We start from the raw sequence: 25413 nt of genomic DNA on the forward strand, positions 1-25413 counted from the left end.
GCCACGGGGGTGGGCCTCTGCATCGGCAGCTCGCTACAAGTTCTGACAGGTGATTCCGACCCGGCTCCGGCGGTCATGGAGCATTCGGGGTTCGTCTGGCTCTACCGACTGGCCAAAGAGCCTCGCAGGCTGTGGCGCCGATATATGCGAGGCTTCTACGGGCTAGGCCTCGCGCTGCGCGACGCCGCGGCGTTCAGGCTTGGGCTGAGACGGGCGCGCGCCGATGCCTGACGGCCACGTCCAGCGTCGACACGTCCTGGAGGCGTGGCGCGCCGAGCGGCACGCACAGCGTGACGCCGCGCTGGCGCGTCTGGATGGTCGCACGTCGCTGTGGTCGGGCGTCGTGCTGGTCTTGATGCTGCTCTTCATGATGATCGGGCCAGAGCCCTATACGCACCAGGTGACGGTCGACGCCCTCTCGGGCGGATCCCTCACCTCGCCGCTCAACCGGATGGTCTGGCTGGTCATCCTGACGCTCACCGTCCCCATCATCTGGGTGAGGCGCAGCGAATTCCTGGCCCTGGGCCTGCGCGTCTGGCCCTTGCTGCTACTGTTCGTCTGGTTCGGCGCGACCACGCGCTGGGCGATCGACCCCGTCGCCTCGGACCGACGCTACATCCTCTACCTGATCAATCTCGTGGTCGGCATGGCGTTGGCGGCGGGCCTGCATGAGGCGCGCCGGATGCACGCGGCGCTGGCGACAGCCTGCGCGATCATCATCCTCATCGACCTGTTCTCGTGGGTCGCGATGCCCGCCAAGTCGATGACCGACATCGGCCTGGCGGCCATCCACAATCACAAGAACACTCTGGGCTCGGTGATGTTGCTGTCAGCCTTGGTGATCACGCCCTACGTCTTTTTTGGACGTGATCTCAAGACGCGGATCTTCTGGATCGCCATGTTCGGCGGCTGCCTTGCGCTCCTCGTCGCCAGCAAGTCGAAGACGAGCCTCGCGATCGTGCTGGCGACCGTTATCCTGACGCCCGTCCTGCTGGCCTGCCTGCGGCTTCGCTCGGGCGCGCTGCTGGCCGCGGGGGCTTTCGCCGTAATGTCGGTGCTGGCCTTGGCGTTCTCGTGGATCGTCTGGTGTTACGCCAGCGCTCTGGACCCGCTCTACCCCTTCCGCGAGCTGACCTTCACGCGCCGCACGGACGTGTGGATGTTCGCGCTCGGCCAGTTCGTGCAGCATCCCATCACGGGCCAGGGCTTCGCTTCGTTCTGGGACGTCGATCCCAGCGTTCAGCCCAGCCTGCAAACCGGCATGTGGTTCGCTCAGTCGACCTACACGAACCAGTCCCACAACGGCTATTTCGACCTCTTGGTGACGACAGGCGCTCCTGGCCTCATTGGAGCGCTGTTCCTGCTGCTGCGCTGGATGACACGGGGCCTGGGATTGGTGCGCGAATGCCTGCGGGCGCATGACCTGGACAGCCGTCTCGCCCTGCCTCACGCGCTCTTTCTGGGCGTCTTTCCGCTGATGTTCTTCGCGCACAACTTCATGGAAAGCAGTTATTTCACGGCCAATTCCATGTTCGGGATCATCATCCTGCTGGTCGGGATCGACATCGACATGCGTCACGCGACACCCCTTGCCCCGTCCCTATCGCGCGTTAGTTCCCACGCGGAGCCGATCGCCGCCGCGCGGTCATGATCGAGACGAGGATGAAACTCATGGCCGCCAGCTCGATCAGCTGACCCACGGCGGTGCCGACGATCGCGCCGGCCGGCCCCATGCCCCGCATGATCAGCAGAATGGCCGCGGCGGCCGCGAGCGAGGCGGCGGTATTGGCCAAGGCGAGAGGCTTGAAAGCCCGCAAGACCTGCAAGCCCGTGCTCACGACGGTCTGGCCCAGGGTGATCGCGGCGCTAACGCCCCACAACGCCGCCATCCACCCTTCGGCGACATATTTCCCCCCGAACAGATGGAGAGCCAGGACAGGCCAGGCGAAGTGCAAGATGGCCGTCCAGAGCGCGGCGATCACCAATCCGCCCCCGCCCGCGACCATCAGGCCCCGCGCAAATGCGCCCCACTCCTCGCGGTCGCGACGCCGCGCCAGATCGTTGCGGGCGACCATGCTCCACGACACCGCGAGCAAGGGGATAGGCCTGAGCAATTGCTGGGTCGCCGATAGCGCCGCCAAGGCCGCCGCGCCGAACCATCCGGCGACGATGAAGACATAGAAACGGCTCAGCAGTTCGGTGCTCGACACGCCCAGGAACACCCACGCCGACTGCTTGGCGTAGCCGGCGTAGGTCGCAAGGCCGCCCGGCTGAAACAAACGCCCCTGACCTCGCAAGGCCCATACCGCGCTCGCGCCGCCACTGACCGCGTAGGCCACACCCAGACGCCACAGGACGCCGTCGGCGTAGAGCGTCTCGCCGCGCAAGAGGGCCGCGCCCAGGAGCGTCACCACCAGGGCGAAGACCAACGCCGTCTGGGCCGCCGCCAGACCGGGACGCCCTCGCGAGAAAGCCAGGGCTCTCACATATTGCTGCAGCAGATAGGCCGGAACGAACAGCGCCGCGGCCGGCGCTCCATAGAGGCTGCCAGCGCCGCGCCAGGCCAGCGTTGCGCCGAGACAGGCCAGACCGACGACGACAAGGAAGATCAGATTGACGCCGTGCATCAGACGCTCGACCGACGGCCGTCTTGGGTCGCTCGGCGCCAGGGCCTGCAAGTGGCACACGGTCAGGGCGTTCTGCAGGCTGGACAGCACGAAGCCGCAGGACGCCCAGAATACAAACGCCCCGTAGTGATCAGGCGCCACGAAGCGGATCAGCAGCAGGTTGACGCCGAAGTTGAGCAGGGACCACAGCGCCTGCTCGAAGGCGGAGATCAGATAGCGGGACATCCGTCTCCCCGGTCCGTCGCTTCGACTAGTAACGTGAGCCGCGGTTGATGTTGTAGTTGAAGTTGAAGGGCAAGATCCCCTTTACGTACTGCTGCACGAAGCGATCGACCTCCGCGATGGCGCTGCGGGGCACGAAGACCAGGTCGCCGGGCAGAACGGCGAAGTCGTCGCCGCCCCTTCCGTGCAGATTGTCGGCCACGTCGATCGTCCGCATCAGCAGGCGCGAGTCTCCCGGTCGCTGCCGGATAACGACGACGCGACCGGTCTTGGCCGTTTCCTGGAAACCACCCGCGGACATCACGGCCTGGGCCACCGTCAGGCGTCCCTTGATCGTCTTGACGCCAGGATCGCGGACCTCTCCGCCCACATAGATCTGCGAGGCGCCGTAGCCGGCCACCAACGTCTCCACCTGTGGAACGCGAAGCACCGTGGCGTAGGCGCGGCTCAAAAGGGCGTTGGCCTCCTCGGCGGTCAAGCCGGCGACATCCTGTGCGCTGATCAACGGGAAGACGCCACGACCGTCCGGCCCGACGACGATGTTGGCGTTGAGATCTGGATTGACCACGAACCGTAAGGCCAGCTCATCGCCCGGTCCGATCCGATAGCGATAGTCCTCGCTGGTCCAGGACGCGAAGACCGCCCCGGCTCCAGCATCCCCTTGAGCCACCGTCGCGCGCTCCCCACCGGCGGGCGCCGAAGCGCAGCCGGCGACCGTCAGAAGGACGGACAGCGAGGCGAAACGGATCCAGGCGAACAAGGCGATCTCCAGGGCGCGCAATGGCGCGGCGTTGGTAAACGAAGGTGGACCGGGGCGAGTTAGGAATTGGTTGCCGCCGCCATTCCCAGATGCGGCAAATTGCAGCGCTTCGCCACATGGAAGCCATTAGATAACAAAGGTTTTCGGCAGAATATCCCCTTTATGGGGTTCGGCCTTGAGCCCACTCACCCTGACGTCAGTCTTTAATTAAGAGAGCCCAGCTATCGACGGACTAGTCGCCGCACCCAGGCGGCCCGAGGATCGAAGCCCCCCGCCGAGATGAACACCGCGGTGATAGAGCAAGGCGCTTACGCCCCGGGTGGCCAAGGGCGTATCCGCTCGCCCTTGACGATCCGAGAGCTGCTGACTCCCGTCTTCTACTATCGGGTCGCCGCGCTGGTGAGCTTCCTCATTCCCGTAGCTATCGCCGTGGTGGCCATTTGCCTGGCCCAGCCGATTTACACCGCCCAGTCGCGCCTGCTGATCCTGCTAGGCGACGACTACGTATTTCGCAGTGACGTCGATGGCGCGGCGCAGGGCCTAAGCTTCGATCGCGCCCAGATCGTCCAGGCCGAGATCCAGATTCTGTCGGCCAAGGAACTTCGCGTTCAAGCCATCCGCAAGACCGGACTCGCCCACGCCTATCCCGCCCTGGCCAATGAGCCCCATGGTATCGAGAAAGCCGCCGAGCAGCTCTCCAAGGACCTGGTCATCACTAACATTCCGCAGTCGAACGTCATCGAACTGAACCTGCGCAATCGCGACTCGCAGGCGGCGGCTGATCTCCTGAACACCTTGGTCAAGCTGTACATCGAGCGACGACGGCTGATCTTCGAACAGTCCGACCTTTCGCTGGTCAATGGTCAGCGCGATCAGCTGAACAACCGCCTGGCCGACGTCGAGGCCAAGCTGCTGGACTTCTCGGTCCAGCACGGCTTTGGCGACTACCCCACCGAGTTGGCGACGATCCAGAACCAGCAGGCTTCGCTCGCCAGCCAGATCCAGGTGCTGGATCAGCAGTTGGCCGCCCGCAGCGGCCGCGTCTCGGTGCTGTCCAAATGGCTCAAGTCGTCGCCGCCGGAGGTGGAAATCTCCAACGACCGCGGCCGCTCGCAGCAGTTGGAGGACCTCACTCGCAGCCTGCTCGACCTGCAGAACCAGCGCCGTCAGGCCGCCGCGCGCTATGTGGAAGGCTATCCACTGATCGTCGACCTCGATCGCAAGATCGCCGAGGTCCAGGCCCAGATCCGCGCGGCCCCTCCCCAGCAGGTGGTCGCGGTGCGCCACGGCGTCAATCCGGTTCGTCAGCAACTCGACACCGAATTGGCCGACAGCGTCGGCGACCTGACGGGTCTGCGCCTGGCCCGCAGCCAGGCCGCCCGCGATCTTCAGGTCGTGACCCTTCGACTGGCGGAACTGGTGAAGATTGGTCCCGAATATCGGGAACTGGTGCGCCAGCGCTCCATGCTGGAAGCCGGATTCGCCGACATCGCGAAGCGATCCCAGGCCACGGGCCTGGCCGATACCCTGGCCAAGGCCAAGGCCAATGTCCGTATCGTCCAGGCCGCCGACCCGCCGGTGAAGGGTTCGAGCGGCCGCATGGTCCTGCTGCTGGCCGGGCTGGCGTTCGGGGTCGTCGCGGCCGTCACGGTCATCGTGGTGTCCGCCGCCTTTTCCGACGTGATGATCACGCCGCGCGACGTCGAACAGAAACTGGACATTCCGGTCGTGCTGACCGTCTCGGCCAGCGAGCACGCCGCGCCGCGCCGTCCGCCCCAGGGTGGTTCCGGCGTCCGGAGCGCATTCCTCGGCTACGACGAGGCCAAGCTGGTCCTGCGCCTGCTGTCCAGCGTCGCGCCGGGACCGGGACGCGTTCTGCAACTGGTCGCCGCCAATGGCGGAGAAGGCGTCTCCAGCCTACTGATGGATCTTGCCGTCACGACCGCCAAGGCCAACGCCAAGCGCGTGCTGCTTGTGGACATCGAGCCCAGCGTCGACCTGTCCGCCATCGAGGTTCTCGCCAAAAGCGGCGTGAGCCTCTCGCATGTGGCCGCCGATCGGATCGGCGTGAAGGGCTTGCCGCTGCACGTCACCCTGCCCATGGGCGTGGGATCGCATGCGATGAGCGAGACGCAGTGGGAGACCTTCTTCCGCGAGGCCCGTCAGCACTACGACGTCATCCTGGTGGACAACCCCGCCTTGGAGCGTTCCTCGGCCAGCCTGATCGTGGCGCCGCTCGTCGATATGACCTTGGTCGTGATCGAAGCCGAAGCCACCCGGGCCGCCGTTGCGCGCAACATGATCGAGCGCATCGAGTCCGCCACCGGAGAGGTGACGGGCGCGATCCTCAACAAACGCGGCTTCTACATTCCCCGAGCCATCTATTCCTGGCTCTAGCGCGAAGGCCAGCGAAGCGGACGCCAAAGCCACCCGCGCTCACTGTCGCCGCGCTCACTGTCGCCCAAGTGTCATCCTTGCTGGGTAAGGAGCTTTGGGCGTCGAGCCTCAAGTCGCTTCTCAGGCATGCCCTCCCGTTTTCCCCACCGCGTGCTCGGGCTTCTCATGCTGACGGCGCCGTGCGGGGCGCTTGCGACGCCGATCACCCTGGGCGACAGCCTCAATCGGCTCGCGGCAGAACGCGATGTGCTCATCTTCTTTCCCCCGGACCTGGTCGCCGATCGCACAGGGCGGCCGACGCCTCGCGCCGCGTCGACGCGACACGCCATCCAGCTGCTCCTCGCCGACGCGCCCGCGCGGGTGCGAGAAGTTCGACCAGGCGTCTTTGTCGTGGAACGCGCCAGTCCCGTCTCGCCAGCCCAACCGGCGTCCGGGGCCGCGCTGGCGGAGACGACGGATGTCGACGCGCTTGTCGTGACCGCGCCCTACGCCGCCAGTCTTGATCGTTCCCTCGCCGTGAAGCGTTCGGCCGCCTATCAGCTCGACGCCGTCAGCGCGGAAGATATCGCCCGGCTGCCAGCCGGAAACGCGGCCGAGGCGCTGCAGCTCGCGCCGGGAGTCAGCCTGGAGCGGCACCGGGGCGTCGGCCTCTATGTCAGCGTCCGGGGCCTGGGACCGCAGTTCCAGAACGTGCTGCTGAACGGCCGCCCCGTCGCCCTGAACGATCTGGTCGAGAACGGCGGATTCCGGGGCCGACAGTTCCGCTTCGAGGTGCTGCCCGCCGACGTCATCGACCAGATCGAGGTCGTCAAGACCACGACCGCCGACATGGACGAAGGCGCCCTGGGCGGCGACATCGACGTGCGGACTTTCAAGCCGCTCGATCGCGGTAGACGCTCCGTTCTGTCTGCAAGGCTGTCTCAGGGCCGATCCGGCCGGACCGATCCGTCGATCTCGGGCGTATGGAGCTGGATCGACACCAGTGACCGCCTCGGCCTGCTGGCCGGAGGCGTCGTCGAGCGGCGAAGGATTCGCAATGACCGCCTCTACCAGACCGGCTGGAACCTGGATCGCTTCACGTCCGTGCTGGGATCGGGCCTCTACACTCCGACCCGGACGCGGCCGACCGTCGAGCTGGAAGACCGTCGGATGGCGTCCGGCGACATCACCTTGCAGTGGCGGCCGACAAGCGCCCTCAGCCTGGACTTCGACCTTCTGGCGACGCGACTGGACGCTCACTACGATGAGTATGGTCTGGACATCTACCCGGACGATCCGTCGGTCTCGAGCCCGCGCTTCGTCGCCGGGACGCAGGTGATCAAGGGCGACACCGTCCAGGCCGGGACAATCGACAATGTCCGGTGGATGGCCTCCCATGAGATCAGCCTGAACCGCCACGATTTGGTCGCCCTGGGCGGCCACGGGCGATGGACTTCGGGCGCATGGACGCTGGACGGCGACTGGGGCTATTCGCGGGCCCGCAGCTATCATCCCGACGGACGGGGCACGGTGCGGGCCCGGGCGGCCTTCTTTGCGCCGCTGACCTACGACTTCAGCCACGGCCTGGCCGGCGGCCCGGACCTGCGGACCAGCGTCGACTATACGAACCCAGCGAATTTCGTAGGCCAGTCGTTCGACTACACCTTCAAGGATTCCCGCGACCTCGACGAGACCGCCAGGCTGGACCTGAAGCGGCCCATCGGCGCGTTCGACCTTTCACTGGGTGTCGAGAGCCACCGGCGCTCGCGTGACTATCGTCGGCGCGACTGGACGCTGGACAATCTGGTCGGCCAGCCGCTGGTCGGCCTTGGATCATCCGCCCATGGTTCGACGCCGTTCGCGGACTTCCTGTCGGGCGTCGGCTCGGACCTCCCTCGGCGCTGGGTCGCGCCGAACGCCCGGGCGTTTTACGACCTGCTCTACACGCCAGCGGTCGCCACCCGACCGCCCACGGCGGCGGATCTGCGCAACTCGTTCGTGGTGGAGGAGAAGATCCGGTCCGCCTACGCCCGCCTGGACTTCAAGGGCGGCGCGTTCGGCCGACCGATCGACGGCAATATCGGCCTGCGTTTCGCGGCCACCCGACAGGTCTCCAAGGGCGTGTTGTCCAGCGGATCCGATCCCCTGCCGGCGGAGTGGCGCAAGACCTACGGCGACTGGCTACCCAGCGCCAACCTGAAGGTCGAACTCACGCAGAGCCTCTATCTGCGCCTAGCCGCCTCGCGCGTGGTCAGCCGGCCAAACGTCGTCGACAACGCCCCGCGCATCACCATCGCCCGCGACACCCCGACGGCGAACGGCGGCAATCCTGAACTGGACCCGTTCCTCGCGACCCAGCTGGACGCCTCGCTCGAGTGGTATTTCGCCGCCGGCGGCGCCGTGACCCTGGCGACCTTCGACCGGCGGCTGGACGACTACATCACCGCCCAGAACACCTTCATCGAGGTTCCGGGACGCGGCCAGGTGCTGCTATCGACCAATGTCAATGGCGGGCAGGCGCGCATCCAGGGCCTGGAGCTGACCTTCGGCCGGACGTTCCGTGACCTGCCCTCGCCTTTCGACGGCCTGGGCGTGCAAGGGGCGGCGACCCTGGTGCGCAGCCAGGCCAACTATTTCGCCGGCGACCGGGTGATCCGCAACGCTCTCCTGGGCCTGTCACGCGCCACCTATAGCGCGGGGGTCTTCTACGAGAAGGGGCGGGGTTCGATGCGGCTAGGCTACAACTGGCGGGGTTCGTACCTGACCTCGATCGGCAGCTCGATCACCGCGCCAGCGACCGCGGCTCCGTTCGGCTCACTGGATGGCGCGGCCTCCTGGCGGCTGGATGGCCGCACGACCTTTTCGCTGGAGGGCGTCAATCTGACCGACGCCCGCCGCTACGTCTATGGCGAGACCCGGGATCAGCCGATGGAGATCCATCGCTGGGGCCGGTACCTGTCGGCGAGGATGAGATGGGCGTTCTGACCTTCCCCAGCGCGGCGGGCGCCCGCGCCGATCTCCCCGACGGTCCGAGCGACGCCGTCGAGGCCAGCCCGCCGATGCCGGCGCCGCGGTTCGAGGCGCTGGTGTCACGCTACCGTCGCCCCCTGCTGCGCTTTTTCCAGCGCCGGTCGGTCGGGGTCGAGGACGCCGAGGACCTGACCCAGGAGGTCTTCATGCGGCTGTCGCAACGGTTCTCGCGCCTGCATTGGGGCAACCCCGACGGGCTGGTGTTTACGGTCGCTTCCAACGCCCTGGTAGATCACGAACGCCACCAGCGCGCCCGCCGGCGCGAGCGCCACGTCGAGGTCGACCCCACCCTCCCCGCTGACGAGCCCACCGCCGAAGCGGCCCTGGCGGGCCGTCAAAGACTGGCCCGGCTGGTGGCGGCTCTGGACGACCTGCACCCTAACGCGCGCGCGGTCTTCGTGCTGTGCCGGTTTGAAGGCCTCACCCAGGTCGAGGCGGCGGCGCGCCTCAACCTGTCGCTCAGCGCCGTCGAGAAGCACATGATGAACGCTCTGGCGCATCTGCGCGAAGCCATCGAGGTTCCGCATGACGCCTAGCGACGACATGGATCCCCGCCGCCTGTTGGCGGCCAGCCTGACACGGCCGCTGACCGTGGCCGAGCAAGCCGTGGTGGACGCCTGGGAGGCGGATTCCGCCGAGGCGCGCGAGGAGATCGCTCGCACCCGCGAGGTATGGCTGGCCATGGGCCTCGCCGCCGAGGACCCCGCCGTGCGCGTCATGCGCCGCAGCGCCCGCCACGAGGCGCGGCTGGAGCGTCGCGATAGCCAGGCTCGATATATGACGCGCGGTGGAGCGGCGGTGACGCTCGTCCTCTCCCTAGCCGCCGCCCTGATCGTGGGCGTGGTGCTGACGACCCAGCCCCAGGTCCAGACCTACGTCGCCCCCCGGCATGAACCAGCCCGCCTGACCCTGGCCGATGGCAGCCACGTGGTGTTGAGTCCCGGTGGTCGCCTGACCACGCGCTTCACCCACGGCGCGCGCGACGTGATCCTGGAGACCGGAGACGGCTTCTTCGAGGTGACCCACGACAAACATCGGCCGTTCGCGGTCGCCGCGTCGGGCCGGATCCTGACGGTGCTGGGCACTCGATTCAATATCGCGGGCGGCCGGACCCTGACGGTGTCGCTGGTCCAGGGCTCGCTGCGGGTCAGCCAGCCTGGCGCACCGAGCGTGCTGCTGGTCCCCGGCCAGCGCTATATCGGCGCCTCGGGGGTCGGCGGCGTCGCGCGGGCGGGCGATGTAAAGAGCGATGCGGCCTGGACCGACGGTCGGGTGGCGCTGACCAATGTCAGCCTGGACGAGGCGGCCGAACGTCTGTCGCGCGCGTCTGGGCGACGGGTCGAGCTGACCGATCCGGCCCTGGCTCGGCTAAGGCTGTCAGGTTCGCTGCGGGTCGATCGGATGGATGATGTCGGCGCGGCCCTGGAGGCCCTACTGCCGGTGCGCGCGCGGAGCACGGCCGAGGGCGACCTGATCGTATCACCGGCCGCCAGGTCATCCGCCTCCGGATAAAATCCAGACTTTTCAACAGGATCGTCGCAAATAATTCATCGATCCAGGACTGAGGGCCGTCGTGTGCTCTTCCGTTCTTCTGCCCTGACCCGCGCCTCCCCGCGGGCTCAGCAAAGATCGGGGGATAGATGTCCAGTTCGAAGTTCCCGCCCGCGCGCTGCGCGGGCGCCGTCGCCGTCCTCGCCTTCGCCGCCTTGGGCGCGAACCCTACGCTCGCCGCCGACAGCGCCGCGGCGACGCCAGCCGCCGAGCCGGCCGACTCGGTCGACGCCGTCATCATCACCTCGTACGGCAAGAGCCTGCAGGCCGCCGCCCAACTGAAGCGCTCGGCCGAGTACGGCCTGGACGCCGTCAACGCCGAAGACATCGGCAAATTCCCGACCCGCAACGCCGCCGAAGCCCTGCAACTGGTCACCGGCGTCACCATCGACCGTCAGCGCGGCGCCGGTCTGTATGTCAGCGTCCGGGGCCTGGGCCCGCAGTTCCAGTACACCGAGCTGAACGGCCGCTCGATCGCCGTCAACGACCTGATCGAGAACGGCGGCGCCAAGGGCCGCCAGTTCCGCTTCGAGGTGCTGCCCGCCGAGCTGATCTCACAGATCGAGGTCGTGAAGAGCCCGACCGCCGACATGGACGAGGGCGCTCTGGGCGGCAACATCAACATCAAGACCTTCAAGCCGTTCGACCTCGGCAAAAAGGCCGCCTTCTCGGTCCGCGAGACCTATAACGACGTGCGCAAGAAGGCCGACCCGTCGGTCTCGGGCCTGGGCAGCTGGACCAACGCCGACAACACCCTCGGCATCCTGGCCTCGGGTATGTACGACGAGCGCCACGTGCGCAACGACCGCCTCTATCAGGTCGGCTGGAACCTCGATCGGTTCAAGTCGGTGCTGGGCACGGGCTTCTACACCCCCTCGCGCACCCGCCCGACCATCGAGACCGAGCACCGCAAACTCTACTCAGGGGCGGTCTCGGGCCAGTGGAAGCCGAACGGCGACTTCCAAACCGACGTCGACGTGCTCGTCACCCGTCTGGACGTCGACTACGACGAGTTCGGCCTCGACATCTATCCGGACGACAGCACCTTCGCGACACCGCAGTTCGTGGCCGGCAGCCAGAAGGTCGTCGGCGACACCGTGGTGGGCGCGACGATCAACAATGTCCGCTGGATGGCCTCGCGCGAGACCAGCCTGAACCGCCACGACCTGGCGGTCTTCGGGATCAAGCAGGCCTGGACGCCGGGGGCCTGGAGCTTCAACGCCGAGTACGGCTATTCGCGCGCCCGCAGCTACCACCCGGACGGCAAGGCCACGACGCGCGACCGCATCGCCTTCTTCGCGCCGCTGACCTACGATTTCTCGCGGGGCTACACGGCGATCCCGCAACTGACCACCACGGTCGACTACACCAACCCGGCTAACTTCGTCGGCCAGGCGTTCGACTACACCTGGAAGGACTCGCGCGACACCGACGAGACGTTCCGTCTAGACGGCTCGCGGGTGTTCTCGGGCTGGTTCACCAAGCTCGCGTTCGGCGCCGAGCAGCACAACCTGAACCGCACCTATCTGCGTCGCGACTGGGTGCTGAACGACATCCTGAACGTACCGCTAACGACGCTGGGCTCCAGCTTCTACCAGACGATGCCCTATTCCGGCTTCCTGTCGGACTTCCCGGGCGCCACGCCGCGCACCTGGGTCACGCCCACCAGCGACGCCTACTACAACAAGCTCTATACGGCGACCGTGGCGGCCCAGCCCTGGTCGGCGGCCGACCTGCGCAACTCGTTCATCGTCGACCAGAAGATCCACAGCGCCTATGTGCGCGGCGATTTCAAGTTCGACGTCGGCGCCCTGCCGGTCAGCGGCAACGTGGGCGTCCGCTACGCCGAGACCAAGCAGTTGGCCTCGGGCACGCTGACCAGCGGCTCGACCCCGGTGCCGGTCGGCTATCTGAAGGAATACAAGAACTGGCTACCCAGCCTGAACGTCAAGGTCGAGCTGCGCGACGACCTGATCGCCCGCTTCGCCGCCTCGCGCGTCGTCAACCGTCCGAACGTCACCGATAGCGCCCCCCGCATCAGCGTCAGCCGCGACTCGCCGACGGCTTCGGGCGGCAACCCGGACCTCGATCCGTTCCTGGCCGACCAGTACGACGTCTCGCTGGAATGGTACCCAGCCCCGACCACGGCCGTGACCGGCGCGATCTTCGTCAAGAAGATGGACGACTACATCACGGCCCAGAACACCACGATCCAGGTGCCGGGCCGCGGCGACATCCTGCTGTCGACCAGCGTCAACGGCGGCGACGCCGAGGTGAAGGGGTTCGAGGCGGCCTATAACCAGCAGCTGTCATTCTTGCCCGAGCCGTTCGACGGCCTGGGCGTGCAGGCCTCGGTCACCCTGGTGGACAGCAAGGCGAACTACTTCGCTGGCAACCGTCAGATCAAGGACGACCTCGTGGGCCTGTCCAAGCGCAGCTACAACTTGGTCGGCTACTACGAGAAGGGTCCGATCAGCGCCCGCCTCGGCTGGTTCTGGCGTTCGCGTTATCTGTCGTCGATCGGCAGCACCACGACGGCCCAGTCCTATGTCGACGCCTACGGCTCGCTGGACGGCTCGCTCTCGTACCAGATCACCCCGCAGTATGCGGTGACGCTGGAGGGGTCGAACCTCAGCAACGAGATCCGCTACCTGTACGGCAAGTCCAAGGACCAGCCGATGGAAATCTATCACTGGGGCCGCACGGTCTCTCTGACGCTCCGCGGCAAGTTCTAAGCCCTTCCCCGAACGTCCTCCCTCGAGAGGTCGTCACCTAGCGCGGGCCGGTCACACCGGTCCGCGCCCTTCTCTTTGTAAGATCGGTGGATGTCGCCGTCGAGATTTCGAGACTGATCGTTCTCGGCCTATCCGCGAACAGCGCTGATCAGACGGCGCAGAATTCCAGCCAGACCTGGTGCAGGTCGCTTCGCATATCACTGGCCAGCGCGGCGCGGCCGTTGATGACCACATAGGGCTGGAACTCGGCCTCGGTTCCCAATTGAACCTCGCCGCAAACGGCGACGCGGCCCTGGCGATGCTCGATGTGCTCGTTGCGGAAGCTGACGTTGTCCCAGATTTCCAGTTGCCGCTTCACCGTCCATTGCGCGCCGCCCAGCTCCATCTGGCGGATGCGCGGCAAGGCTAGCGGGGTCTCGATCTGGGCGGACTTGGCGCTGGGGTGGTAGCCAACGGCCATGAGGCCGACAAAAGCCAGCAGGATCAGATAGGGCGCGCTCGAGCGATGGATGGGCGTCGGTGTCGCCGGTCCTCGCACCACATTTCCGACCATGGGAAATCTCCGCCTCTCGTCAGGCCGCCTGAGCAAATCGAGAGCGGCTCGCGTAGAACGTCGTTAACACAGCTTCACCAGAAGAACCAACGGAAGCCTCCCCAAAACTAGGAGGGACAGGCGAGGTCACACACCCTGGAGTATATTCCGAAACCATTCTCGCGGCTGATACGAGCGCTCAACCCAACTCTATTTTCGAGAACGTCGTTCTTCGCGCGCCAAAACATCGGCGCTTCGTCGCGCCTGCCGTTCTTTCGAGCATGAGAATTAGCGCTTGCGGACCGTCGTTGGCTTTTCACGCCGCTCCTGGGCCGCGATCTGGGTCAGGATCAGCAGCGATGATGAATAGTAGTCCTCGCCATCGATCGACGCCGTCGAAGCCCGGCCGGTAAGCGCCAGATCAGCGACGCTGGCCATGCCGACCGAGGCGGCGAACGGCGCCACTTCGCCCGTGCGCACGTCGATCCAGGCCGGCGCGGGCTTGCCCGCCGTACGGAACGACGCCCACCAGCGCTTGACGGGATCCAGCGTGGCGTCGCCGCAACGGCCCGACCAGCATAGATAGAGCGGAACCCGGACCGCATCGAAACCAAACCTTGGGGGGCGATCCGGGTCGGTCCACATGGCGCCGGCCCCGTCCACGCGCACCCAGTCCACGGGCAAGTCCGCCGCGCCGAAGCGGGCGTCGCGCAGGGCCCGCAGCGCCTGGTCACGAACGCTCGGCCACTGCGAGCGCGGCTCGCGCGCGGCGAAGGCGTCGAGGGCTGGCATGATGGCGTAAGAAGGGTTGATGATCAGACCGTCGGGATGAACGAAGCCGTCCATCCCTGGCGCCAGAAGGGTGCGGTCGCCCTGGCGCACCAGGAGCTTGCCCAGGATGGCCTTGCGGATCTCGACGCTCGCCTGAACATATTCGGGCCGTCGCCAACGCTCGCCGCCGCGCAGCAAGGCCCAGGCGATCAGCAGATCGCCATCGAGAGCATTGTTGGGATCGCCGACATGCAGATCGCCGGCCGGTTCGTACCGCCAGCGGAACAACCTGGTGTCGGGACGAGACAAGGTTTTGTCCGTCCAGGACCAGAGCTTCTTGAAGGTGTCCGGGTCGTCATAGGCGGTCGCCATGACCATCGCGAACCCCTGCCCTTCGGAATGGCTGATGTTCCCGTTGCCGGTGTCCACGACGCGTCCTTCAGGCAGGACGAAACGCGTCTTGTACGCCACCCAGTTGGGCGGCGACGGCGCGGCGGCGCATGCGCTCAGGGTCACCGCCTGCAAGGTCAGGGCGGCGATCAGCAGCAAGGCCGCCCGCCTAGAGCCCATAGGAGAATTCCAGCACGTCGTCCGAACCGCCTTCGCGATGCGTGGCCGTCATTTCCGGACGCCCGCCCTGGCTTTGCAGCCAGATCGTGTAGACGCCCTCGAGAATGGCGGCGAACGCGCGACGCCAGTGGCCGCTCGGATCGTCGAGATGCAGCCCAGGATAGGCGCGATGGCGGATGGAGATCGCGCTGTCGCCCAGGGACAGGGCGACGAAACCCCAGTCCAGCTCCGCCAGCACCGTGTTCAAGGACACTTCCAGCTCATCCAGGGTCTTGACCGCCGGCAAGGCGACCTCACGCGAAACGCGAAGGCCGATCTGCCGGTAGAAGCCCCAGGCCTCCTCGGCGCTGAAGTTCTCGAACAGTTCGTCGGCCATCGCCAGGAGAACGGCGCGCCATTGCGGGCTGAACTGCCGCGCGGCCAGGTAGCGGAGCTCGGCGTCGACGACCTTCGAGGCTTCAGGCGCTGCCCGGGATGAGAGACTCTTCAACATCCGTTGTTCCTATTGGCTAGTCAGGATCCGCCGCAGGTAGAAGCGGAACTTGTACTCATTGTAGATCCCAAAGGTGTCGGCCGTGAGCTCGCCGCCCGCGGCCGTGCCGCCCGGGAACTTGTATTCGCCCGAGAACAATCCCGTCAGGCCGATGCCAGTCTTGCTGGCGGAATCGTAACGGGCGAGGATCGTGGAATCCCCTGACGCATAGGACTCAATCGCCTGCTGGGCGGCCGGGTTGTTCGGGAAAATCGGCGCGCTGTCTTCGCTATAGGCCTGAACGCCCACGCTGAAGCCGGCCTTCAGACGCCAGCGCTCGCGCTCCTTGGAATAGGACACCGGCAGGGCCACGCTGACGAATTGCTGCGGGCTGAAATAGCCGCCGTGTCCGAAGCTGAAGAAACGCAGGTTCTTATCATAGGCCTGCATGTTGGCGTTCAGGCCGATCTGCAGCTGATCGCCGTTGCTGTCGATCGGCCGGAAATAGGCGCCGGCGTTGATCTCGTAACCCGTGTTGCTGGCGACGTTGTGGCCGGTAAGCTTTCGATACGCGCCGTCGACATAGGCGCCGGCCGAGCCGAAATTGGCCGAGCCGCCCAGGCTGACGTTGCGCCTGACGACACCGCCCCACTCCACGCCGGTCAGCGGATCGCGATCGCCGGAATAGGCCAGGACGCTGTCGGTCACCGGTCGCTGCTCCACCGTGGCCCGTAGCTGAGCTTCGCCAAGGCCGACCCGGGCGGTCACGCCGCCCGTGAAGTTTGGCCGCATGAAGCCCATCGGCGTGACGCCGGCGTCCAGCGAAATCGGTCCGGTGTCATAGAACAGCGAGACGCCGGCGCCGCTTTGGCTGCGGCTGTCCAGGCTGGGCAGGACGATGACGTTCCCCGCCGCCGTCGCCTCGGCGACCACCAGCGGATTGGTCCCAAGGTTGGCGGTCGCGGCCTCCTTCGGCGCCCCAGCGCTGATGACGATGGGGTTGATCGCCACGCCCAGACGACCGACCCCGAACGGCGAAATCGAGGCGGCGACACGGGTGCTGGCTTCGAACAGGCGGCTGGCGCCCTCCTCTCCGCTGCGCGTGCGCAGGCTGGCCGAACCCTCGATCTGCGGTGCTGTCGACTGGCGCAGGGCGGCGATTTCTCGACTGACCTTGGTCGGCAGTGGCGCGGCGCTGTCAGGTGTCGCGCTGGCCTGGCTCCGCGACGCCGACGCCGCATAGGCGCGGGGCGGCGTGTAAGCGGGGCTCGGCGTCGGCATTGGCGCCAGGGTGGCTGGCGCGCCATAGTTTGGGGCCGCATAGGTCGGCGCGGCGTAGGTCTGCGGAACGGCGGCATAGGTCGACGGCGCAGGGAGGGCCGTGACGTTGGAATTGGCGGGCAAGCTCAGCCCGCCTCCCACGCCGGGGGCGGTCTGCGGCGAGTTGACCGCCGCGCCGTAGCCTGTGTTCGCGCTGGGCGCGGAGCCGTAGGCAGCGTAGGCCGACGGCTGCGCCTGGGCCGGAACGGGCAGTTGCGGCAGGGCCGGCGCCGCCCCGTAGGGGGATGGACCGCCGTAGGCCGCGCCGTAGGCAGGGGGCTGGACGCCGTAGGCCGGGGCCCCATAGGTCGGCGCCTCCACCGCCTGGGCGATGGCGCGGGCGGCGAACGGATTGGGTCCCAAAGCGCCGCCAACGCCGATCGGCGCTCCCGGCTGCAAGCCCTGGCCACGGCCAAGCAGGCTCTGCGCGCGCTCGAACGCCTTGAGAGCGGCGCGCTCGCGGCCGCGCGCCTGCTCCATCTGACCCAGTTGGTAATAGAGCTCCGCGTCGTTTGGCTTAAGAGCGATCGCGCGGCGCAGAAGGCCGTCCGCGCGCGCGTAGTCGCCGGCCCGAACCGCCACCCGCGCGGAGCCCGCCAGGGCGTCGTTGTCGTTGGGGTTGATGGCCAACAAGACATCGTAGGTCTGGGCGGCCTGCTGGGCTAGGTCGCCGGAGTCGTAGAGTCGGGCCAGGGCGGCCAACAGAGCCGGATCGCGCGGGGCGACGGTAAAGCCCTGGGACAGCGTGTCGAACGCCGCGGCGAAGTCGCCCGACAGCCGCTGCCGATCAGCGCGCCGGGTGCTGTAGAGCGCCGCCAGGGTTCGGTATTCTCCTTGCGGGGTCTGTTGGGCCGCGGCGTTGAGCAGGTTGATGGCGGCGGCGTCCTGCCCCGTCTGGGCCAGGACGGCCAGGAAGCCCGAAGCCTCGGACGGCTTGAAGCTGGCGGGCGGCTGGCGGGCGGCTTCAAGGGCCAGGGCCGTGGCCTGATAGCCATCGCCCAGATCGAGCAGGGTCTCGGCGATGCGTCCGCGAACGGCGAAGCTGGGCGAGGTTCGGCCCAGATAGCCTCTCAGCAGAGTGACGCCGTCGACCGTGCGTCCCTGGGCGCCCCAGCGACGCGCCTGCTCGATGGCGCTGAGCGCCTCGACGCGCGCGACCAGGTCCTTGACCGCGCGGGTGCGGCCCGCCTCGGGTACGCGCCGCAGCAGACCCACGGCCTCCTCGTTGCGGCCGCGCGATTCCGAATAGAGCGCCGCGGCCTGCAGGGCTTCCGGATCGCTGGACTGGTAGAGCGGCGCCATCAGCGATTGCGCCTCGGCCTCCTGTCCCTGTTCGGCGAGGAACCGGGCGTAGTCGTAGCGCGACCACGGATTGGACGGATTGGCCGTCAGCGCCGCCGACAGGGCCGCACCGGCGCCGAAGGTGTCGCCGCGTCTTTGCAGCTCGTTGGCCCGAGCGCGCTCGATCGCCGCCCGGGTCTGGCCCGCGGTCGGCCCGGTCAAGGCCGCGGCGACCTGGCTGGCCTCGTCATAGCGGCCCTGATCGGCCAGGGCCTGGGCCAGGCCCGAGATCGCCTCGGGACGTTGCGGCGCGGCGGTCAGCGCCGAACGGAAGGCGGCTTCCGCCTCGGCGGGCCGGCCGAGCGCGGCGATCGCCTGGCCCCAGAGGACCTGGGCCTCGATCCGATCGGGGTTCTGGCCAGCGGCGAGCGGCCTGGCCTCCTGTTCGGCCTGGGCGTAGCGGCCGGCTTCGTAGGCAGCGCGGGCGCGCGCGAGCGTCGAGAAGAATTGCGCCGAACGCAGAGCCTCGCCCCAGCGCTGATCGCCCCCGACGCCACGGCTCGCGCGCCTCAAGAGTTCCTCGGCGTCGGAGAACCGGCCCTGCTGCAAGCGAATGATCCCAAGGCCGCCCGCGGCGTCCAGGTCGCTAGAGCGTTCGCGCAGGGCCTGATTGAAGAGACGCTCGGCCGCGGTGAGGTCCTTGCGCTCCAGCGCCTCGAAGCCGGCGGCGCGAGAAACGCCGCCGGGATCGGGCGGCGCGGCCGGCTTGGCCTCGGCGCGGGCCGGCTGGTTTGGCGGGGCCCCCGCTAGGTCCTGCGACTGTGCGGGAATGGGCGCGTTGGCGCGAGCCTTCAGCTCCTTCTCCAGCGCCGCGACGCGCGGGTCGGTCGGTCCGGTGGCGACGCGCAGCTGACGCGTCCAGCGTTCGCCCGCCACGACATCGCCGTCCTCGAGCGCATAGGCGGCCAGACGCTGCAGGACCTGGGCGTTGTTGGGGCTCTCCCGCAAGGCGCGCTGCAGAGCCTGGGCGCCCAGGTCCTTGCGGCCGCGCTTGCGCTGGCTCGCGGCCTGATTCAGCAGCGCCTGGACCACGCCGCCCTGCGCCGCCGGCTGGCCAACCACCTTCGGTGTCGGCGCCCTGGTCGTCGGAACCAGCGGCGCCGCCGCGGGCTTGTCGGTCGGCAGGCGGGGCTGGACCTGGGCCATGGCCGTGGAGGCCATCAGCGTCGAGACCAGCGAGATGCAGACTGTCGTCCTCATCACTGGCCCTTTTCGCTATCGAACATGCGCCGGCGTTCGTGCGCGGCCAACCAGGCCCAGAAGCCCAAACCGATCACCATCGACGCGCCGATCACGGCCAGCGCCAGCAGCAACGGGTTGCGGCTGCACCACCACATGACCGCCACCCACCAGGGCAGATGGCCAGACCAGAATCCCGGCGACACCTGAAAGCTATTGAAGCTCTTGTTGGTGGCGATGGCCAGGTCCCCTTGCATGGCGGCGTTCGCCTCCGGCTTCGCCATCGAACTGACGATCTCGGGCAGACGCGACGGGGAGCCAGCCAGTATCGCGACAACGACGCGGCTCTTGTCGAAGGGCGAGCGCCAGCTGGAAACCCCGGCGAAGTCGCTAATCGTCACCAGCGCCGCATCGGCGGCCTTGGGATCGCGTTGATCGACATTGGAACCAAAGCGCGAGAACAGCCGATCAATCGGCGATGTCGAGGCCACCCGAAGTTGGCCACCGTCGATGCGCACCGGAGCGTTCTTGAACAGCTCGGGAGCCTGAGACGCCAGAGCGATAGGTCCCACGACCAGGATGTCACGGCCGCTGAGGCTGGGCGCATCGCCGGGTCGGGCGATCGTCACACCGACAGCCGCCGCGCCCGTGGAGTCGCCGATGCGGCCGATCATGGTGAAGAGCGCCTCCAACATCTCGGGCTGAGGCTGTTGGGGGATCAGGACCACGGTTTCCGACAGGTCCGCCACCCGGCTGAACGGGAAGCCGGAACTGGCGAAGAACGCCAGGTCAGGCATGCGCGAGAAGTGATGCGCGCCGGTGAGGTCCAGCTTCGAGTCGGCGTCGATGCCGACGCGGATGCCGACCGGCAGCTCGCCTTGGCAGGCGCCTTTCCGGTTGCTGTGCAGGTCATAGTAGAACTGCAGCTGGTTCTGACCGAAGATATTGTAGCCCGGAATATCGACCGAGGCCTTCTGCTGAATGGCGGAGGCGCCGATCAGGTCGCGCACCTTGGCCGCCGTCTTCTCGGGCCGCAGGGGGATCGAGCGAATGTACTTGTCGTTGGCCAGCACATCCAGGCGCGATATCGAATAGTCGAGCCACGGGCCCGCCGGATAGCGATAGCCAAAGTTCAACTTGGCGCCGGCCTGCGGCCAGAAGAACAGGTCGGGCGCGGTGCGGAACTCGGCGGTCAGCAGCCCGGGGCGCAAACCAGCCCCTTCGAGATTGGCCTGGCCGACCAGGTCGCCCAGGCGCACGGCGCGACGGGTGTCCACCCAGCGAGGCGCATCATAGGCCTGGCGTCGCGAGATGGCCTGGGGCGTGATCTGGGCCGTCTGACCCGACAGGCTCTTGGGAGAGGTCGCCAGGACCCGCGCGGCGGCCAGGACGTCCTGGTCGGAGGCGCCGGTGATCACCAGCAAGGTGGCGTAGGGATTACGCGGATTGCGCACCAGGGTGATGGTGGGGCCGCTGGCCTCGGGAACGACCCATCCGCCGATCTGGCTGCCGGCCCGCGCCAGGACGACAGCGTCGCCGCCGGGCAGGTCGTTATAGGCCACGGGGAACGAGAAGCCGCGGAAGCTGGCGTTCATGCCGAAATAGGAAGCGGTCGCCGAGGCGGCGGCGATCAGGTCGTTGGACGGCGAGCCGGCGAACACGAACGGCAGCTTCAGCGGACGGCCTTCGGTGGCGTCGAAGAACGGCGCTGGCAGTCGCGAGAGGGTGTCGCCCACCGACAGCTGCTGCAGGGTCAGGACCAGACGGCTGCGAGTGTTGCTGATGTTGGCCCACAGGGTCGAGTGCAGCGGATCCTCGCAGCTGCGCGTGTAGTGGCTGATGAACCGGAAGCCCAGGCGGTTCTCGCTCGTGAACAGGCCCGGATCGATCGGCAAGGTGACGACCACGCCGCCCGCGCCGTCTGGCGTCAGCGGCACGGTGCCGACCACTTCGTCGTTCAGCAGCACCGTCAGATGGCTGAGGTCTGCGAGCAGTTGCGGCGAATAAGCGAAGTTGAGCGTCAGTTGAGCCTGGGTGACCACCTCGTCCTGACGGAGGTTCACTGGAATCCCGGCCTCGCCCGAGGAGCCGATCAGCCGCAGCGGCCGGCTGACCTTGAGATCTTCGAGGGTCATCGCGACGGTGCGCACCCCGCCAGTGATCGCGGGCGCGGCCTTGGCCGGCGCGGGCGCCGCCGCGCGAGCCTTTGCACCCGCGGCCTGGGCGTGACCCTCGCCCGGGCCGAGAAGCCCGAAGCCGAGCGCCATGGCGATGATCGCCGCCCCCGTCGAGGCGCCGGCGCGCTTGAACGCCACGGACGCCCGCGGCGTGTCGCGATAGCGCCACCAGAGGATGATGGACACGCTGGCCCGCATCAGATCGGTGAACGACTGCCAGGCGGACCAGGAGACATGCTCGTCAACGAGCGGCCACGCGTCGGCCCGCCCCATGACGACCCGCACCAGTTGCCGCCGTGACTCCAGCGTCATGTCCGTGAACATAAACCTCAGCCCACCCTTCCCGCTCCCCATCATCTTGACCGGGAATCCAAATGTCTTTTCCGCCGCGAACACCTCGACATGGGTGACCGTGCGCCCCTCGATGACATCATCCTCGGGGGCCGGAACGGCCATGCCGCCCATGGAGATGTTGATGGTCTCGGTCGTCAGCACGTGGCCGTCGTCGAAATAGAGCCGCGCGGGCAGAACCACGCCCAGGTGCTCGTGCTTGCGAACCTGACGCGTCTCGCGGCCCACCGCGATCGCCGTGATCAGGATCAGCAGACTGAAGCTGGACCAGCCGACGTTCAGCAGGACGGTCCCCAGTTGCACGTCGAAATATTCGGGCAACAGCAGTTTGGCGATCCCCGAGCCGATGCCGCCGAACAGCAGGCCCGTGGTGACCAGCAGAGGCAGCAGGACCTTGAAGTCGAAATAGCCTTCCTCGAGCAGGCCGCCCTTGTCGGTCACGTTGAACTTGCCGCGCTTGGGGTCGAACAGCGGCAGCACGGCCGGCCCGACCAGATGGAACGAGATCAGGGTCTCGTAGACCTCACCCCAGAAGGCCCGGCGGTAGCGACCTTGGATCCGCTCGTTGACCAGCACCGACAGCAGAAGATGCGGCAGGGCGTAGGTGACGATCGTCCAGGCCGCCGCGGCGATGATGTTCTGTCCGAAGATCAGATAGGCCAGCGGCGACGTCAGGAACACGATGCGCGGCAGCGGAAACTGGAAGTGCAGCATCGCGTTGAGGTAGCAAAGCCGCTGCCCGAAGCTGAGCCCCCGCCCGAACAACGGATTGTCGATGCGGAAGATCTGGGTCATGCCGCGCGCCCAGCGGGCCCGCTGGCCGATGTGCAGCGCCAAGCGCTCGGTCGCCAGGCCCGCCGATAGGCGCGTGTTCAGATAGGCGGTGTTCCATCCCTTGCGCTGCAGCTTGAGCGCGGTGTGGGCGTCCTCGGTGACCGTTTCGCCGGCGAAGCCGTTGGTCTGGGCAAGCGCCGACCGACGGATCACCGCGCAGGACCCGCAGAAGAAGGTCGCGTTCCAGAAGTCGTTGCCCTTCTGGACGACGCCGTAGAACAGATCGCCCTCGCCCGGGATGTCCTTGACCGCGCGGATGTTCCGTTGGACCGGATCAGGCGAATAGAAATAGTGCGGCGTCTGGAGCAGCGCGAGCTTCGGATCGGCCTGGAACCAGCCAACCGTCAACTGCAGGAAAGCCCGCGTCGCGACGTGGTCGGCGTCGAAGATGCACAGCAGTTCGCCGCTGGTCTGCGGCATGGCGTTGTTCAGATTGCCGGCCTTGGCGTGCTTGTTGTTGTCGCGGGTGATGTAGCCGCAGCCGACCGCGCGCGCGAAGGCCTCGAACTCGGGCCGGCGGCCATCGTCGAGGATGTAGACCTTGAAGCGATCGGGCGGATAATCCTGATCCATCGCCGCGAACACCGTGTCCTGCACGAGCTCCAGGCTCTCATTGTAGGTCGGAATATAGATGTCGACAGTCGGCCAAGTCTCGGGCGGGCCGGTGATTTCCCGCACCTTGCGGTCCAGCGGCCAGACACACTGGACATAGCCCAGCACCAGGATCAGCCAGGCGTACAGTTCGGCCAGATAAAGGCCAGAGCCCAGAAACGCCGCGAGGGGGTTGTCGAAGTGCAGGGTCTGGGTGGTGCGCCACCAGATGTAGCGGGTCGACAGCGCCGTGGAGATCATGACCAGGCCGATCGTCATGCGGCGGCCTTGGCTGAGCTGGCCGATGGCGGCGGTCGCGGCGAAGACGCCCAGGCCGAAGATCAGCTGGCCGCTGGTGTCGAGCGGCACGGTCACGGCCAGGATGATCACCGCCGTGGCGAGCGCGAAGATCACAAATCGCGCGGGCGGCGAAGCCACGACGCGACCGAACAGGCCTTCGCCGACGTCCGCTAGGCCGTTCAATTTCATGATCAAAAAGGTCCCGGGGCGGTCAGGTGGTCAAGCCGTGCGGCGATGGTGTCGATGTCGGCCGCCGCCACGCTGTTCGGCGTGGTTCCGACGATGGTCTCGCCTCGCGCGGCCGCCTCGGCCAGCGCCTCGTCATAGTGCACCACCCCGATGAAGCGCTTGGCCGCATGGGCGGAGATGAAGTCGGCGATATCGCGGCTGAGCCTGCGCCTCGGATCCACCTGGTTCAGAACGCCGAAGGTGTTCGGGGCCTCGTCCATCGGCCTTAGCAGAAGACCGTCGCGATAGGCGGGCACCAGGGCCATGGAGCCCGCGTCGGCCAGCAAGACGATCAGTTTCAGGTCGGCCAGAGCTTCGAGGCGCTCCTGCATGCGGCCTTCGCCGGGCGTCGTGTCGACGATGACGATCTCGGCGTCGGACCGAGCGAGGCCGGCCAGCGCTTGCGAAAGCGGCTCCGACAGCAGCACGTCCTTCATTCGCAGGCGCTCGCTCGTCGAGGCCTCGCCGTAAGGAGCCAGGCGAACGCCATCCGTTCCCGCGACCAGAGCCGCGTCCCAGGGCAAGCCGCGCGCAGCGCAGCGCGCGATCCCCAGATCGCTATCGAGACCCGGCGCGAGCAAAAAACGCAGGGCGTTTTGGGAATCGAAATCAACGGCGGTCACCTGCCGTCCGCGACGGCGAAGGGCGACGGCCAGGTTCGCGACGAGCGTCGTCTTTCCAACGCCCCCCTTGGGCGACGACACGACTACCAGAACCATCTAGCGGACCTTTCGCGCGATCCGGTCGAAGATCTCCGAAAGGGCTTGAGGCGCTTCCTCGACAATCTTGGTCTCGGCATAGCGGCTAAAACGCGCCGACCTGGGCGCCTCGCCCTCACCCTGCGCTCGGCCTTGAGCGTGCAGACGGTCGAACAGCGATCCTTCAACCCGCGCGCCTTCGACCCGGGCGGTCGTGGCGGACGCGAGTGTGGGCGCAGCCTCGCTTACGGTCTCCACGGATGGTGCAATCGTTGGCGTCGGCTCGAAATGCGAAAGTGCGTTCTGCGCCTTGGCCATCCTCTCAAGTACTGGCCAGCTTTGAGCGTCCGCCGAACGCGGCGCGTCGAACTGCTTATAGCTAACGGTCGACTTCAACTTATTCATGAGGGCGCTTACGTCACTCACCAGCCAATTCCTTCGCTTCGAACAGTGTAGGCGATTGCTCGATTATAGATGAACTCGAAATTCATATCTAAATCCAAGCCGACAACTTCAAAACAAGAGCCTCAAAGTCACCGTATCTTGCGTCGCCAACCCAATGAAACGTTGCAATTGGACAGACTTTGACGAATCAAGAACCCGCCAAAAGAAGTTAAATTACAACTTGAGGTTATTATCGTTATTGATTTCGCCCCTTTTTTTGGGCCAGGTCGACCTTGAAATCGACCACAACCCAGCAGGGTAACCGCATGTACACTATTGCGTGCGCCTGCGGTCAAGGGTTCCA

At 66.9% G+C, this 25413-nt stretch carries 16 protein-coding genes; 7 read left to right on the forward strand and 9 right to left on the reverse strand.

The features are described 5' to 3' along the window. Both VJ655_RS13815 and VJ655_RS13820 read left to right on the forward strand, forming a co-directional pair. A partial coding sequence (locus tag VJ655_RS13815) for a WecB/TagA/CpsF family glycosyltransferase (RefSeq protein WP_324111998.1) occupies positions 1-231 on the forward strand: 231 nt, incomplete at its 5' end. After that, positions 224-1651 carry an O-antigen ligase family protein gene (locus VJ655_RS13820; RefSeq protein WP_324112000.1) on the forward strand — a complete coding sequence of 476 codons (1428 nt, stop codon included), beginning with the start codon at positions 224-226 and terminating at the stop codon, positions 1649-1651. The genes VJ655_RS13815 and VJ655_RS13820, both read left to right, overlap by 8 nt. Here the strand turns inward: VJ655_RS13820 and VJ655_RS13825 are convergent. Further along, positions 1611-2852: a hypothetical protein gene (locus VJ655_RS13825; protein ID WP_324112001.1), complete on the reverse strand. Its 1242-nt coding sequence runs from the start codon at positions 2850-2852 to the stop codon at positions 1611-1613. The two genes, VJ655_RS13820 and VJ655_RS13825, sit on opposite strands and share 41 nt — an antisense overlap. Before the next feature lie 25 nt (positions 2853-2877). Next, entirely contained in the window at positions 2878-3609 is a 732-nt protein-coding gene (locus tag VJ655_RS13830; protein ID WP_324112003.1) for a polysaccharide biosynthesis/export family protein, read from the reverse strand. 345 nt (positions 3610-3954) lie between these two features. Between VJ655_RS13830 and VJ655_RS13835 the strand changes: the two genes are divergently transcribed. From VJ655_RS13835 to VJ655_RS13855, 5 genes are all read left to right on the forward strand, one after another. Next, positions 3955-6006, forward strand: a complete 2052-nt coding sequence (locus VJ655_RS13835; RefSeq protein WP_324112005.1) for a hypothetical protein — start codon at positions 3955-3957, stop codon at positions 6004-6006. 165 nt (positions 6007-6171) lie between these two features. After that, positions 6172-8970 (forward strand): TonB-dependent receptor, encoded by a 2799-nt coding sequence (locus VJ655_RS13840; RefSeq protein WP_324112007.1) that lies wholly within the window; start codon positions 6172-6174, stop codon positions 8968-8970. Next, a complete protein-coding gene (locus VJ655_RS13845) occupies positions 8958-9551 on the forward strand; it encodes a sigma-70 family RNA polymerase sigma factor (RefSeq protein ID WP_324112009.1) in 594 nt (197 codons plus the stop codon). The genes VJ655_RS13840 and VJ655_RS13845 overlap by 13 nt, the downstream gene beginning before the upstream one ends. Continuing rightward, the gene (locus tag VJ655_RS13850; RefSeq protein ID WP_324112010.1) at positions 9541-10527 is read left to right on the forward strand and encodes a FecR family protein; all 987 of its coding nucleotides are present in this window, start codon (positions 9541-9543) and stop codon (positions 10525-10527) included. Before VJ655_RS13845 ends, VJ655_RS13850 begins: the two co-directional genes overlap by 11 nt. Positions 10528-10655: 128 nt before the next feature. After that, positions 10656-13301 (forward strand): TonB-dependent receptor, encoded by a 2646-nt coding sequence (locus VJ655_RS13855; protein WP_324112012.1) that lies wholly within the window; start codon positions 10656-10658, stop codon positions 13299-13301. A gap of 148 nt (positions 13302-13449) precedes the next feature. On the opposite strand, the gene VJ655_RS13860 is transcribed toward VJ655_RS13855, so the two are convergent. The 7 genes from VJ655_RS13860 to VJ655_RS13890 form a co-directional block, all read right to left on the reverse strand. Further along, on the reverse strand, positions 13450-13854 hold the full coding sequence (locus tag VJ655_RS13860; protein WP_324112014.1) for a hypothetical protein: 405 nt from the start codon (positions 13852-13854) through the stop codon (positions 13450-13452). A gap of 267 nt (positions 13855-14121) precedes the next feature. Continuing rightward, entirely contained in the window at positions 14122-15153 is a 1032-nt protein-coding gene (locus VJ655_RS13865; RefSeq protein ID WP_324112015.1) for a glycosyl hydrolase family 8, read from the reverse strand. Positions 15154-15163: 10 nt separating this feature from the next. Further along, positions 15164-15667 carry a cellulose biosynthesis protein BcsD gene (gene bcsD, locus VJ655_RS13870; RefSeq protein ID WP_324112017.1) on the reverse strand — a complete coding sequence of 168 codons (504 nt, stop codon included), beginning with the start codon at positions 15665-15667 and terminating at the stop codon, positions 15164-15166. Between the two features lie 9 nt (positions 15668-15676). After that, positions 15677-19507, reverse strand: coding sequence for a cellulose synthase subunit BcsC-related outer membrane protein (locus VJ655_RS13875; RefSeq protein ID WP_324112019.1), 3831 nt, complete (start codon positions 19505-19507; stop codon positions 15677-15679). Continuing rightward, positions 19507-23928 carry a UDP-forming cellulose synthase catalytic subunit gene (gene bcsA, locus VJ655_RS13880; protein WP_324112021.1) on the reverse strand — a complete coding sequence of 1474 codons (4422 nt, stop codon included), beginning with the start codon at positions 23926-23928 and terminating at the stop codon, positions 19507-19509. Before bcsA ends, VJ655_RS13875 begins: the two co-directional genes overlap by 1 nt. A gap of 2 nt (positions 23929-23930) precedes the next feature. After that, a complete protein-coding gene (gene bcsQ / locus VJ655_RS13885) occupies positions 23931-24686 on the reverse strand; it encodes a cellulose biosynthesis protein BcsQ (protein WP_324112023.1) in 756 nt (251 codons plus the stop codon). Then, positions 24687-25070 (reverse strand): hypothetical protein, encoded by a 384-nt coding sequence (locus tag VJ655_RS13890; RefSeq protein WP_324112025.1) that lies wholly within the window; start codon positions 25068-25070, stop codon positions 24687-24689. Positions 25071-25413 lie beyond the last annotated feature (343 nt).

Source organism: Caulobacter sp., from assembly GCF_035254145.1.
In the GTDB taxonomy this organism is placed as follows: Bacteria; Pseudomonadota; Alphaproteobacteria; order Caulobacterales; family Caulobacteraceae; genus Caulobacter.